This window comes from Vagococcus sp. WN89Y (assembly GCF_052220145.1).
Taxonomy (GTDB): domain Bacteria; phylum Pseudomonadota; class Gammaproteobacteria; order Enterobacterales; family Enterobacteriaceae; genus Kosakonia.
The window spans coordinates 136,161-150,656 of sequence record NZ_JBQPOM010000022.1 but is presented as its reverse complement, the minus strand read 5'-3'; the positions used below and the strand labels follow the sequence as shown (position 1 = coordinate 150,656).

The following is a 14,496-nucleotide window of genomic DNA, read 5'->3' as shown; positions in this document are numbered from 1 at the left end:
TTATGACCACAAATAACTATCTGGAATATTTTCTGACCCTGCTGGGCTGGATGGTGAATAATGGCCTGTGGGATGTGCTAATCAGTACCGGGTTGTTTGCGCTGCCGCTGGTATTTAAGGTTATTGGGATCTGGTTGAAAGTCCGGGAAGAGGGGGAAGACGAAGGTAACAAGGGATTACTTTCGCTGCCCCGTATTGAGAATGTTTTTTACGGTGCTTTTTTCGTCATGATTGTCTGTTGTGTTCCTCTGGTTCAGGTCAGTCTTGACAGTATTAAGTTTGACAAAACGCGGGCAAGAACATGCGGGACCTGGACACCGAAAGATCCCGGAGATACCGGCTACAGTGGTGTGATTTCCAGTCTTGAAGATCGGACGGCAGCAGCACCGATCTGGTGGGTGATGGTTCATAAATTATCCAAGGGGGTGACGCAGGCAGCGGTTGCGTCGATTCCCTGTCGGCCAGATTTGCGCCAGTTGCGTTTTGAAGTCCAGCGAACGTTTATTGAAAATCGTGCCCTGGCAGATGAACTTCAGGATTTTACCAATGACTGCTATTCACTGGCTCTGTATATGTGGAAACAAAGGGATCAGGGACAGACTAAGGATAAAAAACTCCTCTCAGATATTTCGTGGATAGGCAGTATCACGTTTATGAAGGGGGATTACATGACGCTGCAGTCAAAATTACCCCGGGCCGCTTTTCCCTGGAATGAATCGCGGGACAGCGGGCGCCCGAATACGGGACGTGGAGGGTATCCGACATGTAATGAGTGGTGGCTGGCAGCAGATAATGGTCTGAGGGAGCGTGTGATTGCGGAAGTCAGTGACAGTTACTGGCTGCGGTTGTCAGCAGCGATGAAAATGATTGGCAGCAGCAAGGTTGATTATAAGGAAGAAGTTGTCCGGCGGCTGGTGAGTCCGGCGAATCTGACGATTTCTCAGGATGGAGAAGTTTACCGCGGATATGGTGGCAATGCGGACATGACGACCATGAATGCGGTGGCACGGATTTCGGGAACGGCTGGCAGTGCGGTAGCCGCACTAGGGGCGTTTCCGGCGCTTGATGCGATGCGACAGGCGCTGCCGATGGTACAGGCCATTCTGCTGATGGCAATTTATATCATGTTGCCGCTGATTCTGGCGTTTGCAGCATATGAGTTGTCAACCCTGATCACGCTGACGTTTGTGGTATTTGCGCTGAATTTTCTGACGTTCTGGTGGGAGCTTGCACGATGGCTTGACAGCTGGATGCTGACGGCACTGTACAGTTCGGACACGCATACCCGGTTCAATATGATGGGATTCCAGAACACGTCGGACGACCTGATAATGAATCTGGTAATGGGGACGATGTTTATGGTGTTACCGGCCGTCTGGCTTGGGGCACTCTCTTGGGCTGGGTTTAGCGTTGGTTCTGTAGTCGGTGATTCTTTTGGGAAAGGAACAAGCCATACATTCCAAGCGGCATCAAAAGGTGGTGATATTGCATCTGGTGGAATTGACTCTTTTTCGAAAGGAATCGATAAAGGAATGAATAAATAACGAAAGAATAAAAAGTCCAGTACTACTTATGCTGGACTTTTATTGAATAAATTTATCTTTTCGCTATATGAAAGGCGTTTTTATTTGTGTTGGTGAAGTAAATGGAGTCTCAATTTCGGATATATATGGTGATTTGTAAGATAAATCCAAGGTGACTTCATTATGATCCTCATTAAGAGAATTCGTTGAGTCTTTGGTTTCATCAGGGGCTGGATCTGGCAAGAGTACGCAAAGGATCTTTTTCAGTAACATATTCATAGCTTGCTCCTCTCTTGGACGCCCATAATAGCAACTTAATGCTACCATACATCCTGTATGGTAAATGTGTAAGCTAACATATTATCCGACCAGTAGATTGCTATAAGAAAACTCTTAATTTTCAGCCTTGTGATACAAATTTAATGTTGTGATCACGCTCCTTTTTTGTATAAATACAGTTGAAAAATCATACAGAATCTACTGATAAATGTTTCAAAAGGAGGTGTAAATGCTGAGCAAAGAATTGTTATGTGTTTGTGTCTCATGTTTGACGTTAACCGCCTGTTCTGTTGACGAGATTGCCGCAGTTAACAAACAAATCAGTGATGGTGCTTTTGCTTTGACTGGTGCATTACGTGATAATAATTCATCAACTGCTGATAATGGCATGCCGTGGCTGTCACAGAAAGCGCCGACCAAAAGGGAAAAACGGGAAAATGTAACGGAGATTCCTGTTGATGTTGATACAGCCGCAGGAAGATTAAAGCGGTACTATAAATTTTATTCGAATGAGGAAGTTGACGCTATTCGTAATAATGGAACAACTGATGGGAAATGGCAGGCTTCGGCAATAAAAGATAATGGACATATATGGGATGCGATGCCTGGTAGCTATTACAAAATGGGGAGTGACTGGGATGGTGGCCAGTTTGATGATCACCTTACCATTGAAGTTGAAAAAAATGGTAAAGGAAGTCGGCTCTATATAACATACGCATCTCCGGCACCTGGGCATCTTAAAGAAGCGTTTCTTGAACCATTATTTAAACGCGTGAAGGATGTGGCAGAGGGAAGAGTCAGATAGTATTATGGACAGGGTTAATGGTTTGATGGTGAGTGTGTGATTCTGCGAAAGAAAATTGTTTTCGGTTTATTAATTATTGGCCTGGTTGCTTTGTCATTCTATTTCGGTCGAAGCTGGAAATTATCCGATTCTGCATACATTGTGTCAGTAAGTAAATTCCATGATGGGAATGGAGGTGACTTCCCTCCATTCTCTGATGTATACTAAAAGTCTTTTGTTCGATATAAATCCTGACGGCACTGAAAACAATAATGAACTCGTCTTCCTTGTTTATTGTTCCACAGATGACTTTTTATCTGGTTAGAACCACAGTAATAACATTTTATTCCATTTTTTGTTTTCGTTTCTGGGTGAATGCGCCAGTATTCCTCCAGTGTAGGATAATTTTCAATCCATGGCTTGTCATCAATTCGTATAAATACATACCACAGAAACCATAAGAAAGGCAGAGATAAAATATATGAGTAATGTATATTGAAGAGAATAACCAAAATAATTAATGCTATTATTCCCCATCCCCATCCCCATCCCCATAGCGGAAGTTTTTTTAATGCTTTCCCAAAACGGTACGCCTTTTCTTCCATTGGATGTACTTTGTCATTTTTCTCCATGAAAAATACCTTTTTAATCATATAACATAATTCAAATTATAGTGTTTCCATGTGCTATGGGTAGTCTTGACATATAAAAGCCCGTCTTGCTAATCTTTCCCTGCTGTAATTGTCGCTATGCGACCACCAATGTTCCGTATAGCCTGTGAGGAACGCCTTCGGGTGGCTAGTTAAACACCTCCTGAACCTGAAAGGACGGTGCATTCCACGTGAATGGGGTAAATCTGCGCGCTCTTGAGAGCAGAGTGTCGTCACAAAAAGCGCATTATGACGCGACGATGAGGGCTTTTTTTACTTCCATCCAGCACCGCTATGATCGGTCTGTAGTCATCCGTAAACTGCGGATTGACGTCTTTAATCTGTTTGGGCATTCGCTCCGGGCTTCTTACGACTGTACGCACGGCATAAGGCCATCTGAAATCTGGCCGCTTGCGTGCGTATGTGGAGTCTGAAGCTGCGCGGCGTCACTTTTGTCGGCGTGTAACGATGACAAAGTGACGCATGCGCGTCTGCTTTACGAACCCGCACAAACCGTTGCGTCACGGAATGTTTTTTAACATTTGAAGAAGTGACCAGACGTGAGAGTGTTTTTTCAACCTTCTCTGCAAACGTACAGACGATACCGTGAATAACGTTCATCGACCGTTCTTCTTGCAGAATTTTATTGTTTTTTAAGGAGTTTTATGTAGTGAGATGCCGAACCGGCGATACCACTTATTAGGGGTGGTATCGGGGGCGACCTGGAAACAGGTACAGCGAATGCTGCAGTCGGTGTGCAACACCGGTTTGTTACCCCTCAATACCTAAACAGTCTGCGCTACCCTGGCGCTCAGGCACTCATTACCCGAAGGATCGCAACGCTTAACCGTGTCGCCAGGGAGAATGCAGATGAATTTTTCTGTTGTGTTTACGGCACAACAGAAAAATTCATCTGCTGTACGTACAGCTGTTTAAGACAAAGAGGAGGTATCTGTGTCCAGACGTGAAAAATTACTGAAACAGGATTTGGTTGCTCATGTCCGGAAAGACAGGGGGAGTTTCAAGAAGCTGAGTGACTATTCCCGGATCATGCACCGGTTTGCGGAAAGACTGGCTAAACTTAATATACAGATCAGTTCTGCAGCGCAGGTAAAAGTACGACATATTGAATTATATATGAACAGCAGGAGCGACGTTTCAAAGCGGACCAGAGAGAATGAAATGTCTGCAATACGGGCTATGTTACGTCAGGCCAGTAAACATAAAATGGCAGATCCTGAACATCCCCGTCTCAGTAATAAGGCGTTAGGTATTTCTGGAGGAAGCCGTAAAGGGACAAAGAAATTAATTACGGATGAGCGTTTCCGGGAAATTCTTCAGCGCGTGGAAGCAAAAGATAAAGGTGTGGCAGCTGTTGTTAAACTGTCACGTTATCTCGGTCTGAGAAATGAAGAAGCTGTCCAGTCGGCCAAATCGTTACGGACGTGGAAAAAAGCATTACAACGGGGAGATGAAAAAATAAGAGTGATTTTTGGTACGAAAGGAGGACGGGAAAGAATGACAACGGTTGTTGACCGGGATAAAGTTTTTGATGCTGTTAATTATGCACTCAAATATGCCAGTGAACATAATGAACGTCTGATAGACAGAGATAATCTTAAGTCGGCAATGGATTATTATCTTAATACGTTACGACGTTATGGAGAACTGGAAGGCGGAGATGAGGCCGCACACAGTTTTCGGTACAGTTACGCCGCAAGTGCCATGAAATATCATATTATGAATGGTTACAGTTATAAGGAGGCACTTGCACTGACATCAATTGATCTTGGTCATGGCGATGGCAGAGGGCGATATATTGAACAGGTTTATTGTCAGTTATTAGGCTACGAGTAATAACTTATATCGATTTTGTGCGGGTAAATATCATGGATTGTACTATTTTAATGAAAATAATCTCTGTAAAGGAGATTACAAAAGATTCGCCTTTGTGATCACACTACCTGGCGCGATATATTGATTCCGGATCTCAGGCTGAGTTTGAATGTGAAGGAACAGCAGATAAATGGGGCATCTATGATGAATGGGACATCTGTGAGTCGATTGCGGATTATTTTGACGTGGTGGGAGATTTTGACTGTGGTGTCAGACGGGCGGGAAGAAAAATACTGATGAAAGGTACCTGTGTTTTTCCTCCAGGAGAACCGGTTAAGGGAACACATAATATTCCTTTTTGGATCGATGTTGAATAGCTTGACATCCATCTTTTGTGCCTTAAAAATATACAGGCTAACTTTGTTACCTTCGGGTGACCACCAATGTTCCGGCAGTCTGTGAGGAACGCCTTCGGGTGGCTGCATTCAACACCTCCTGAGCCTGAAAGGACGGTGCATTCCACGTGAATGGGGCAAATCTGCGCGCTCTTGAGAGCAGAATGTCGTCACAAAAAGCGCATTATGACGCGACGATGAGGGCTTTTTATACTTAATCTGTGCGGGGGTGTTCCGCATGGCAGTTATGCACCCTGTCTGATGGCAGTGGCGCATGGCATTTTATCTTCGACTGTGCTGGCGATAAAAGTATCGTGCAGCCCTGCTGTTTTGTCGTTTATTACCCTGTCGGGAACATGCTTCCCGCAGGGCAGATGTGTTCCCGTGATGTTTTGTATCAGAGGAGAACATATGAACGTTCTGTTAACACTTCTTTATTCTGTCGTATGGCTTGCCTGCACCATTCTTGGGAGGGTTGCACCAGAGTCGGTTGCACGTGCGTGGTGTGAGTATCATCTGGAAGGTATGTCGATCCTTCGTTATACGTACCGCTCACTGGCAAAGGCGGCAGAAATGCGTGAAGGAAAAGAACCTCTTTATCGGCTGTTCAGCTATCTCGAAGGCCTCGCACATTATCTGGGGTACAGAAGCGGCGATGAAAAGCTGGAATCAGGATTTCTCCGGCTGTTTCTGTGGCATATATGTGCGAAAGGCCATGCGCTGGGTGCTCTTATAGAGATGGAGGCACGTGTGTGCAAGTACAATCCATGGGAGTACGGCTGGCGCGATGGCTGGACTCAGTGTGTCTATATTGACAGAAATGAATATTTCGAATGAGTTCTACTGAGCTGAAGCATTAATCCCGTATTGATGTTTCTGTCCCCTGACGGGTGTTTTTGTCCGTCGGGGCGGTGTCTGGACACCTTGTCTGTATTACCGGCAGGGAATGCACCGCAACGCGTACACAGGCTGGTATCAGCCGTTGCCGCGTGAGGTCATTTGTCTGAACCGGTTTACCGGGCGGATATCCCGTCGCAGGGCCTGGCATGCTGCCTGCTGTATGGCGGAACAGCTGACCACCCTGCGTTACCGGTTTGGTCTGCAGGCTGGTGAAAGCGTCGTACAGCCCTGCTGATTTATCATTTATTACCCTGTCGGGAACACGCTTCCCGCAGGGGTGATGTGTTCCCGTGATTTTTTGTCTCTGAGGTGAACACATGAATAGTCTGTTAATACTCCTTTACGTTGTTGTATGGCGTGTCTGCACCATTCTTCGGGTAATCGCACCAGTGTCGGCTGTCCGTGCGTGGTGTGAGTATCAACTGGAAGGTATGGCGATACTTCGTGATGCGTACAGCTCGCTGGCAAAGGCGGCTGGAATGCAGAATGAAGCATTTGAATATCTTAAAGGTATTGCACGTCATCTGGGCTACGAAAGCGGTGGTGACCAACTGAAATCAGGGCTTTTCCGGCCGTTTCTGTGGCATATACGTGCGAAAGGCCACAGGCTGGGGGCTGTCATGGAGATGGAGGTATGGAAGACATGGAAGAACGGCTGTAACGATGTCTGCAATCCATGGGAGGATATCTACAATCCATGGGAGCGTGGATGGAACGATGGCTGGACTGAATGTCTGAATCAACGTGTAGCCGGCATCCTGAAGCAGGCCTGTGTTGACTTTTCCGACGCAGACTGAACGGTTTTTCTTTTACTTACTGCACCGAGTGTCTGCGCCGGTGTTTTCCCTGGCGGGAGTTTTGTTCCGTCAGGGACAGGACTTCCTGAACAGACGGAGGTCATTATGTATTCACCCTTACTTGTTCATTATTCAGCACTGCAGACGCAGTCTGCTCTGCTGGCGCATATCAGCCAGCTGGAAGGTGAGCTGATGCGGTTACGCGCCTGGCAACGGCTGGGCATTACCCCGGAGCCGGATGATGAGACGGAGCCTTCACTGGTATACGTGCAACTGTGGGATACCGGTGAGGCGCTGGGCTGGCTGCTGTATGACCTGGAGCAGGAGAACATTCCTGCTCCTGGAGTTCAGGCCCGTCAGGCGCTTGACAGTCTGATGGCGCTGGGGCGTGAAATTAATCATGAAATCTGGACTGACAGTATCAGTACCGGAAAGCTGACGGCCGGGGCGGATGCCTGTTTTGCCCGGCACGACATGATGTAGTTAATAACCTGACCCTGACGGGGTGTGCTCTCCGTCAGGAAAGCATTCCCCGTTGTTTATTTTTAACCATGAGGAATGTTCCATGTCTGAATTATCTTCACGTCCGGCCCGTGAGCCGGTGGTATATACCCTTGAGCAGGTTGCCACAATACCGGAAAAGCAGTGGCATGCTTTTGTTCTGGCCGTAACAGAAACCTTCTGGCAGTTGCCGGAGGCGTTACGGCCGCAGAATGCGTATTTCGGCTCCCTGACCCGGGCGTCTGAGTTGTTTCCGGTAACGGACACACTGGCGTTTTACAGCCGGTCTGCAGACGGGCTGTGGTCGGTGAATGTCACCATTGAACGGGAGTATCGTCAGAACATTCTGGTGCTTAAGGAGCTGAATTTCGGACGCCAGCCGGGGGATTTCTTTGCCCGTACGGTGTTTGTGCTGCTGCACAATCTGTGTCCGGACTGTATCCGCATTCATTCCACTGCCGGTGGTGCCAGCTGGTCACTGCCACTGAAATGGATAAAACGGTTCCTGGGGCATGAGAATTTTTCTGCTCCGGAGTCTGTATTAACCACCCCGGTAAGGGGAGATGTGTTTGACTGTTTACTGCTGCAGTTTCTGTCCGGTCAGGGGCGACAGTTATCCCCGGATGACTGGTCAGCGCTGGAAGAGGCTGAACATCAGCTTTACTGGCTGCGGGCACTTGCCGGTGGACACTGACAGAACACCGTTGTTTCTTTTCATTTACCCGGAATAACGCCATCGCGTATTCCGTCATTCATATAACCCGGCAGGGACATATCCCTGTGGGGAGAGTCCCAGCGTTATTCAGGAGAATTGTTATGGGACTCGATATTTACTTTATGGCTCGTGATAACCATCAGAATGGTGCCGTTGTGGAAACACAGGAACATCAGGAAGTGGGGGCTTTCCGTAAGGTGATGCCGCTTCTGACATGGTTCCGTAACCATACTGATGCTTCAGATGAGCAGCATACTTTCCCGGTAACATGCCGGTCACTGGCTGCATTATTGCGTGACCTCAGTATGCTGACGCCGGGGAACTGCCACAGGCTGTTTCCTTATGTCAGAAACTCGTGTTTACGGGGTGAAGACTATGCTGATGACTACTGGTATGACGTGAATGACATAAAAGCGTGGGTCAGCGATACGCTGAAGACGTTTGATTTTGAGCGTCGTTCACTGGTGATGCTGGCGTTGTGGTAAGTCTGAGACCGCATAATCTGAACCGCTGGCGGAGGGGGTAACCTGACCGCCATTCATCCCGTGAGGGCATTGTTCCTCACGGGACAGTGCCCTCTTTTTACATCTGACAGATAAAAGAGGAGCGTAAACCATGTCTGAATGGTGCCAGAATCGTTTTGAAATTACCGGTAAATCAGTCTGCCTGGATGTGCTGACGCAGTGGATTGAAGGATGTGAGACACCGCGTTACCGCCATGCCATACAGCAGAGTATACAGCTGTTTCTGGCCGGTTGTGCAGGACTGGTGAAACCCACCCGGACGACGCAGTATCCGCCATATCCGGCGCTGGTTCGTCACGGAACGGGGATGTCATCTCCGGCTAACCAGGCATTTGAACAGTGGCTGGGGCTGCTGGTAAAAGATGCCGTACTGGATGAAGAGACGATAAAGACCATTGACCGCCTTTATCACCAGACATGTATTGGCGCAGTCCGCTGGGGGAATCTGCCGGATAATGCCCGGGAGATAATCACAGCGTTAATGCGTTGTCAGTATTCTGACTGGTTTGGCCTGGTCGGACTGAGCGAGCACATTGATGCCGAAGCCTGCTGGAGCCGGCTGTCGGATTACCCGGAGCAGGCGCAGCCCTGTGACATGCTGATGGTCATACCCTCCCGTCTGGCCACAGAGCTGAACGGTTCAGGTGGACTGCTGCAGGGCATTTCCACCACGACCAGCCTTTACAGCAGGATATACGGTGTGGAGTGGCCATCAGGTCACAATGTCCGCTGGGTGCGTGATGAGATGAGCAGTCTGGTGCTGCTGACTGACACGCCCTGGTATCCGCCTTCAGGTGAGCTGGTTGGTGAAATCTCGAAGGTGTTCGACTGTGAGATACGGCACTGGTACAGCGAGCCTGTCAGGGGCATACAGGGTTACAACTGTTATGACGGTGGTGAACATACGGACAGTGACCCGCAGGCCGAATGGCCGGGCAGGGAAACACTTCCTCAGCCCCGGCTGTATCTGGTGGAGGAGCGCACTGAAGAACAGACAGAAGCCGCGCCTTTACCGGTTCCGCTGGCTTCAGGCCAGTAATTAACCTCAGGGTGTCACATTCGTGGCACCCGCTTTTTCCTGTCATCTTTCATTTCAGCCCGAAGGGGAACACCTGTTCCTCCCCGGGGCCATGTGTTCCCTGTTTTTTTACGGAGAAACACATGGCCACCTTTATCGACCATCAGAAAGCCTTCATTTCGCTGTTTAATCAGACCGCCCGTTATCATAAACGCCATAAGGTGTTTGAGGATTTTGTCAGCTGCAGTGTGATTGCCCTGGAGAACCGGCTTCAGTTCAGTGAGGCCCGGGAGCAGAAGTACCTGCGAATCGTCAGTGGTTATGAAAAGCAGGATGTTATCAACATTGCGCATTTGCTTGCTCATGTCATTGAGGGGCTGGAGCAGGGATTCTGTGACTTTCTGGGCAGCGTGTTCATGCAACTGGAGCTGGGGGATAAATACCGGGGCCAGTTTTTTACGCCCTGGAGTGTGGCCAGCATGATGGCACAGATGCAGCTGGGGAATGTGAAGGCGTTGTTTGAGGACAAATCCTTTATCACGCTCCGTGAACCTGCCTGCGGTGCCGGCAGTATGATTCTGGCTATGGCTGACACACTGAACCGTTCGGGGTATCCGGCATACCGCAGGATGTGGGTGTCGGCAACGGATATTGACCCGCTGGCAGCTGGTATGGCGTATATACAATTGTCGCTGTGTGGTGTGGCAGGAGAAGTGGTGATTGGCAACTCGCTGTGTAATGAGCGACGTCGGGTGCTGCTGACGCCCGGGCATTACCTGGGAAACTGGTCATATCGTCTGCGTCATGCTCAGGAACAGGTAGCAGCCTGAGGCTGATAATGTTTTTCACTGTGCCAGCCTTCGGGCTGGCTTTTTATTATTGTTGGTTGGAGTTGGCTCAGGCTCCGGACAGTTTACGTAGTCAAACGCACTCAAATATGACGGTCCGCTGTGAGTGAAAAGCGGACGTTCGATTTCGGGTAACCTCATCTATATGTCAGAGGATCTCTAAAAGATAATGGATCGTTTAAGCGGGGTAATTACACTACCTCTGTTGTCGCCGAACAGCAGATGGCATCGTGATCACAGCAGTCAAGGCTGAACACCGTCCGCCCGACTTCCCAATTTCAGCAGCGGATTTCGAAGCTATCTGAACACCAGCGCGTATCCAGCTTAAGTGTCACGACGTTGCCGGTATGACAGCGCTCTGGCTTTTTATGGACAGATTTTGCCAGCAACAGGTTATTCGCCCGCATGATCCGGTAAATACGTTTGGGGTTAACCCGCCAGCTTTGTTCCTTCAGCGCACGATTGAGGTGTGCAGTCACGCGTCGATAGCCGTTTGTCGCCCGCTCGCTGCATATCTGGCGGATAAGCGGTAACAGTCGGGCGTCACCATTTTTGCCATAGCGGGCTGACCGGTGATGGCGCTTTTTCCGCAACCGCTCATAAAGATTTGAACGTGATACACAGATCACTTCTGCTATTCGGATGATGGGGTATTGCCCGGTGGTAGCAATGGCATACGCGATATCAACTTTTTTACCTAGGCTATCACAAGCGCATCCCGAAGGATTACGACTTCCATTGTTTTGCGTCCCAGCATTTGTTCAGGCTGTTTGACTTTTTTCTCCAGCGCTTTGACTCCGGAGACGCTGACCACCTCGTCGCCTGCGGTGATCGCAGACTTCCCACCATCGATCATGAGCCGTTTCCACTTAAAAAGAAGACTAGGTTTGATGCCATATTGCCGGGCAACGAGTGAGACGGCATATCCGGGCTGCATGGCGAGCGCAATAAAACGGGCTTTATCTTCAGGAGTATGACGGCGGCGCTTTTGCTCGCCAGTGATCACTTCGATTCTTTGCACAGGACACTCCTTAAACATCGCTCTATGACTATGTCTTACTGGTTAGGTGTCCGGTTTAAACGGGGACTAATACAAATTGTGATATACCTACACTAAATACAATGGGTTTTAAGACTATCCCCTATTTTTAAGTAATCAAACCACAGGGATTGAACGATGAGCATACTCTCTCTGCGCGGAGTGCGCAGTTATTCCCACGATGAAACGGTTCAGATTGATATCAGCAACTATGTCACCCTGATTTACGGCCAGAACGGAGCTGGTAAATCAACGATATCCGGGTATTTTTACCCACAGAATGGCGATGAGTACGGGCAGTGCAGCCTTTATCCTCCTCTGGATATGCGATATCTCGTATTCAACCATCAGTTTGTAGAAGATCTGTTTAACAGCCAGGCGGTTCAGCCCGGTATTTTTACGCTCAGCGAAGAAAATACCACCATTGCTGGTGAAATTCTGCAACTGGAAGCAGATGCCAACGCTCAGCGTGATTTACAGCAGGCTAATAGTGCTTCTCTGCAGAAAAATGATGCTGATCAGCGAAAAGTTCGCGGCGATTGTGCCAATCAAATTTTTACCAGCTCTGCAGAGATACGTTCATCTGTTGCTGGCGACCTAATGGTCGGCGCCAAGCGCACCGACACTCTGTACCAAAAAATTATGTCATCACCTGGCACTGCTGTTACGAGCACGGAGTTGCTGTGTGAAGAATTGAAGCGTCTGGAAGACAGTAAGGGCAACCTTATTGCATCTGTCGATGATTTTCCTTACTTCGTTTTCACTGAAGAGGAGCTTACCCTCCTGAAGGAACCTCTGGTCCCGGCGGGTGACAGTGTTTTAGCTGCCGCCGTAAGGCGCCTCAGCAACAGTGACTGGATAGCACGTGGAGCCGTGTGGTTTGACGGCGACATTTGTCCATTTTGCCAATCCCCTGTAGACGGGGAACATCTCCGACAGGAAATTACCGCGTTATTTGACCGCTCGTGGGAAACGGCAATGAGCGCGCTTCGACAGCTTGAAAAGAGGCTCTCTGAATGGAAAAGCGATTTTGAGCAATTTAGAGAGACGGTGAACACCTGCCCATTAGTAAACGCTGACTCCCCGGTGCTTGCCCGGCTATCTGAACTTGAGCAAAAAGGACTAATAAATCAGAATGCGGTTTCACAAAAAATTGCAGAACCTTCAGTATGTATTCACCCGTAGCTGACTCTTGATGAATCACAAAGTCTTCAGCAGGCGATTGCGGCACTGAACATGAAAATCAGTGAAAACAATCGACTCGCAAAAAATTATGCAGCAGAGCGGGCATTACTAACAGATCGTGTTTATGCCCACATTCGCCACCTGTCTTCAGACGCCATTGAGGAACAGCGCACAGAACTGAAAGCACTGCAGGATTACAGGCAAGCTCTTGAAGTTAAATCAGTAGAACTCAGAGAAAATATCGCTACAGCTGAAAAAGAAATCGCCGCTAAATACTCCAGCACAGTCAACATCAACAGCACCATACAGAACATTAATAACGCGCTGACTTCGATGGGTATAGATAGCTTCCATATCGTACCGTGCGAAGAGGGAGTTGAGTCATACCGGCTCAGCAGAGCCGGAGAAAGCACCGAGCGCCCGGTGTTCCAGACTCTGAGCGAAGGTGAAAAAACGCTGATTGCTTTCCTGTATTTTATCGAAACGTGTAAGGGCAGAAACAGCCGCACACAGTCCGATAACCGGCCAAGTCTTATCGTAATTGATGATCCAATCTCCAGTCTGTCTCAGAATTATATATTTGAAGTGGCTGCGCTCATCCAGCATGAAATTATTAAATCTGATCGCGCTGCTAAGGTGGTGCTGCTTACACACAGTTTGTTCTTCTTCCAGGAACTTCTTCTCTCAAGTGGAAGCAGGCCGGCAGGAAAAAAACCAGCAGACTGGCAACTATATCGCATTGCAAAAAACCGGCACAGCACCGCCAGTGTTATATCGGATAAAGAATTACTTAATGACTATCAGGCACTGTGGTATGTGTTGCGCAAGGCCAGCAACGATGTGTCTTCCGGCGTAATTATTCCAAATGTTATGCGCCAGATCCTTGAACATTATTTTAGTTTTTCAGGGAAAAATGAGCGTCTCTACAAGGCTCTTGATACGCTGGCAGCAGAAAATCGCGATCCTAGATTTAACGCCTTCTATCGTTTTATCAATCGCCATTCGCACGCAGACAGCCGTAATATTCGCCTTCAGGAAGAGGCATCTGCAGACATGTATATTGATATGTTTAAACGAGTGTTTGTAATGACTGAAGATCTTGAACACTACGATATGATGATGACTGAAACCTGAGGGTGCTACCACCACCGGGGACATGACATTAACGATTAGGCAGGGAGCGCATGTGCATGCACACGTCCTCCCAGCGGCCTAAACGAAAACGCTGGTACTGACGTACCAGAACGGTTTTCTGTTTCATACCGGACTCCTTCTACGGCGCCGGTTTACCACCGGCCAGCCCCGTACACCTCGTACGAGCATGACTAACGTGCAGGGATAAAAGGTGCCCGGAGTGGTAGCATCCAGATGCTAATTGTTATTACAGTAACGTACAACCTCTTTTATAGAATAGCGGCACCTACGATGGTGTCCTCTTGGGCTATTCAGAATGAATTGACCTTCGATAATGGCCATCTTAGCCCCGGGGTTGCCAAGTAGTC

Annotated in this window: 15 protein-coding genes and 1 pseudogene; 12 read left to right on the top strand and 4 right to left on the bottom strand. The window is 48.3% G+C overall.

The window, feature by feature from the left end:
- Positions 1 to 2 precede the first annotated feature (2 nt).
- Positions 3 to 1,544, top strand: a complete 1,542-nt coding sequence (locus ACTU3N_RS07880; protein WP_443085576.1) for a conjugal transfer protein TraG N-terminal domain-containing protein — start codon at positions 3 to 5, stop codon at positions 1,542 to 1,544.
- 63 nt (positions 1,545 to 1,607) lie between these two features.
- Here ACTU3N_RS07880 and ACTU3N_RS07875 read toward each other — a convergent pair whose 3' ends face one another.
- Positions 1,608 to 1,802: a hypothetical protein gene (locus ACTU3N_RS07875; RefSeq protein WP_443085575.1), complete on the bottom strand. Its 195-nt coding sequence runs from the start codon at positions 1,800 to 1,802 to the stop codon at positions 1,608 to 1,610.
- A 229-nt stretch (positions 1,803 to 2,031) separates the two neighbouring features.
- On the opposite strand from ACTU3N_RS07875, the gene ACTU3N_RS07870 reads away from it, so the two are divergent.
- Positions 2,032 to 2,607 (top strand): hypothetical protein, encoded by a 576-nt coding sequence (locus ACTU3N_RS07870; RefSeq protein WP_443085574.1) that lies wholly within the window; start codon positions 2,032 to 2,034, stop codon positions 2,605 to 2,607.
- A 203-nt stretch (positions 2,608 to 2,810) separates the two neighbouring features.
- On the opposite strand, the gene ACTU3N_RS07865 is transcribed toward ACTU3N_RS07870, so the two are convergent.
- A complete protein-coding gene (locus ACTU3N_RS07865; protein WP_443085573.1) occupies positions 2,811 to 3,218 on the bottom strand; it encodes a hypothetical protein in 408 nt (135 codons plus the stop codon).
- A 972-nt stretch (positions 3,219 to 4,190) separates the two neighbouring features.
- Here ACTU3N_RS07865 and ACTU3N_RS07860 point away from each other — a divergent pair.
- From ACTU3N_RS07860 to ACTU3N_RS07820, 9 genes are all read left to right on the top strand, one after another.
- Complete coding sequence (locus tag ACTU3N_RS07860) at positions 4,191 to 5,093, top strand: integrase domain-containing protein (RefSeq protein ID WP_443085572.1); 903 nt, start codon at positions 4,191 to 4,193, stop codon at positions 5,091 to 5,093.
- 785 nt (positions 5,094 to 5,878) lie between these two features.
- The gene (locus ACTU3N_RS07855) at positions 5,879 to 6,304 is read left to right on the top strand and encodes a hypothetical protein (protein WP_443085571.1); all 426 of its coding nucleotides are present in this window, start codon (positions 5,879 to 5,881) and stop codon (positions 6,302 to 6,304) included.
- 109 nt (positions 6,305 to 6,413) lie between these two features.
- Complete coding sequence (locus tag ACTU3N_RS07850; RefSeq protein ID WP_443085570.1) at positions 6,414 to 6,602, top strand: hypothetical protein; 189 nt, start codon at positions 6,414 to 6,416, stop codon at positions 6,600 to 6,602.
- Between the two features lie 82 nt (positions 6,603 to 6,684).
- Positions 6,685 to 7,164, top strand: coding sequence for a hypothetical protein (locus ACTU3N_RS07845; protein WP_105450479.1), 480 nt, complete (start codon positions 6,685 to 6,687; stop codon positions 7,162 to 7,164).
- Positions 7,165 to 7,269: 105 nt separating this feature from the next.
- A complete protein-coding gene (locus ACTU3N_RS07840; RefSeq protein WP_033879139.1) occupies positions 7,270 to 7,647 on the top strand; it encodes a hypothetical protein in 378 nt (125 codons plus the stop codon).
- An 82-nt stretch (positions 7,648 to 7,729) separates the two neighbouring features.
- The gene (locus ACTU3N_RS07835; RefSeq protein ID WP_443085569.1) at positions 7,730 to 8,359 is read left to right on the top strand and encodes a hypothetical protein; all 630 of its coding nucleotides are present in this window, start codon (positions 7,730 to 7,732) and stop codon (positions 8,357 to 8,359) included.
- A gap of 122 nt (positions 8,360 to 8,481) precedes the next feature.
- Positions 8,482 to 8,865 (top strand): hypothetical protein, encoded by a 384-nt coding sequence (locus ACTU3N_RS07830; RefSeq protein ID WP_443085568.1) that lies wholly within the window; start codon positions 8,482 to 8,484, stop codon positions 8,863 to 8,865.
- Positions 8,866 to 8,995: 130 nt separating this feature from the next.
- Positions 8,996 to 9,943, top strand: coding sequence for a DUF1281 domain-containing protein (locus ACTU3N_RS07825; RefSeq protein ID WP_187211815.1), 948 nt, complete (start codon positions 8,996 to 8,998; stop codon positions 9,941 to 9,943).
- A 122-nt stretch (positions 9,944 to 10,065) separates the two neighbouring features.
- On the top strand, positions 10,066 to 10,752 hold the full coding sequence (locus tag ACTU3N_RS07820; protein ID WP_443085567.1) for an N-6 DNA methylase: 687 nt from the start codon (positions 10,066 to 10,068) through the stop codon (positions 10,750 to 10,752).
- A gap of 296 nt (positions 10,753 to 11,048) precedes the next feature.
- On the opposite strand, the gene ACTU3N_RS07815 is transcribed toward ACTU3N_RS07820, so the two are convergent.
- Together ACTU3N_RS07815 and ACTU3N_RS07810 are read right to left on the bottom strand one after the other, a co-directional pair.
- Positions 11,049 to 11,399: an IS3 family transposase gene (locus tag ACTU3N_RS07815; protein WP_443085566.1), complete on the bottom strand. Its 351-nt coding sequence runs from the start codon at positions 11,397 to 11,399 to the stop codon at positions 11,049 to 11,051.
- A 68-nt stretch (positions 11,400 to 11,467) separates the two neighbouring features.
- Positions 11,468 to 11,791: a transposase gene (locus ACTU3N_RS07810; protein WP_443085565.1), complete on the bottom strand. Its 324-nt coding sequence runs from the start codon at positions 11,789 to 11,791 to the stop codon at positions 11,468 to 11,470.
- A gap of 156 nt (positions 11,792 to 11,947) precedes the next feature.
- On the opposite strand from ACTU3N_RS07810, the pseudogene ACTU3N_RS07805 reads away from it, so the two are divergent.
- A pseudogene (locus ACTU3N_RS07805) lies at positions 11,948 to 14,128 on the top strand (AAA family ATPase).
- Positions 14,129 to 14,496 lie beyond the last annotated feature (368 nt).

Coding starts and splice junctions, on each gene's coding strand:
- ACTU3N_RS07880 (WP_443085576.1), top strand. CDS start 3: ATGACCACAAATAACTATCTGGAATATTTTCTGACCCTGCTGGGCTGG.
- ACTU3N_RS07875 (WP_443085575.1), bottom strand. CDS start 1,802: ATGAATATGTTACTGAAAAAGATCCTTTGCGTACTCTTGCCAGATCCA.
- ACTU3N_RS07870 (WP_443085574.1), top strand. CDS start 2,032: ATGCTGAGCAAAGAATTGTTATGTGTTTGTGTCTCATGTTTGACGTTA.
- ACTU3N_RS07865 (WP_443085573.1), bottom strand. CDS start 3,218: ATGGAGAAAAATGACAAAGTACATCCAATGGAAGAAAAGGCGTACCGT.
- ACTU3N_RS07855 (WP_443085571.1), top strand. CDS start 5,879: ATGAACGTTCTGTTAACACTTCTTTATTCTGTCGTATGGCTTGCCTGC.
- ACTU3N_RS07850 (WP_443085570.1), top strand. CDS start 6,414: ATGCACCGCAACGCGTACACAGGCTGGTATCAGCCGTTGCCGCGTGAG.
- ACTU3N_RS07845 (WP_105450479.1), top strand. CDS start 6,685: ATGAATAGTCTGTTAATACTCCTTTACGTTGTTGTATGGCGTGTCTGC.
- ACTU3N_RS07840 (WP_033879139.1), top strand. CDS start 7,270: ATGTATTCACCCTTACTTGTTCATTATTCAGCACTGCAGACGCAGTCT.
- ACTU3N_RS07835 (WP_443085569.1), top strand. CDS start 7,730: ATGTCTGAATTATCTTCACGTCCGGCCCGTGAGCCGGTGGTATATACC.
- ACTU3N_RS07830 (WP_443085568.1), top strand. CDS start 8,482: ATGGGACTCGATATTTACTTTATGGCTCGTGATAACCATCAGAATGGT.
- ACTU3N_RS07825 (WP_187211815.1), top strand. CDS start 8,996: ATGTCTGAATGGTGCCAGAATCGTTTTGAAATTACCGGTAAATCAGTC.
- ACTU3N_RS07820 (WP_443085567.1), top strand. CDS start 10,066: ATGGCCACCTTTATCGACCATCAGAAAGCCTTCATTTCGCTGTTTAAT.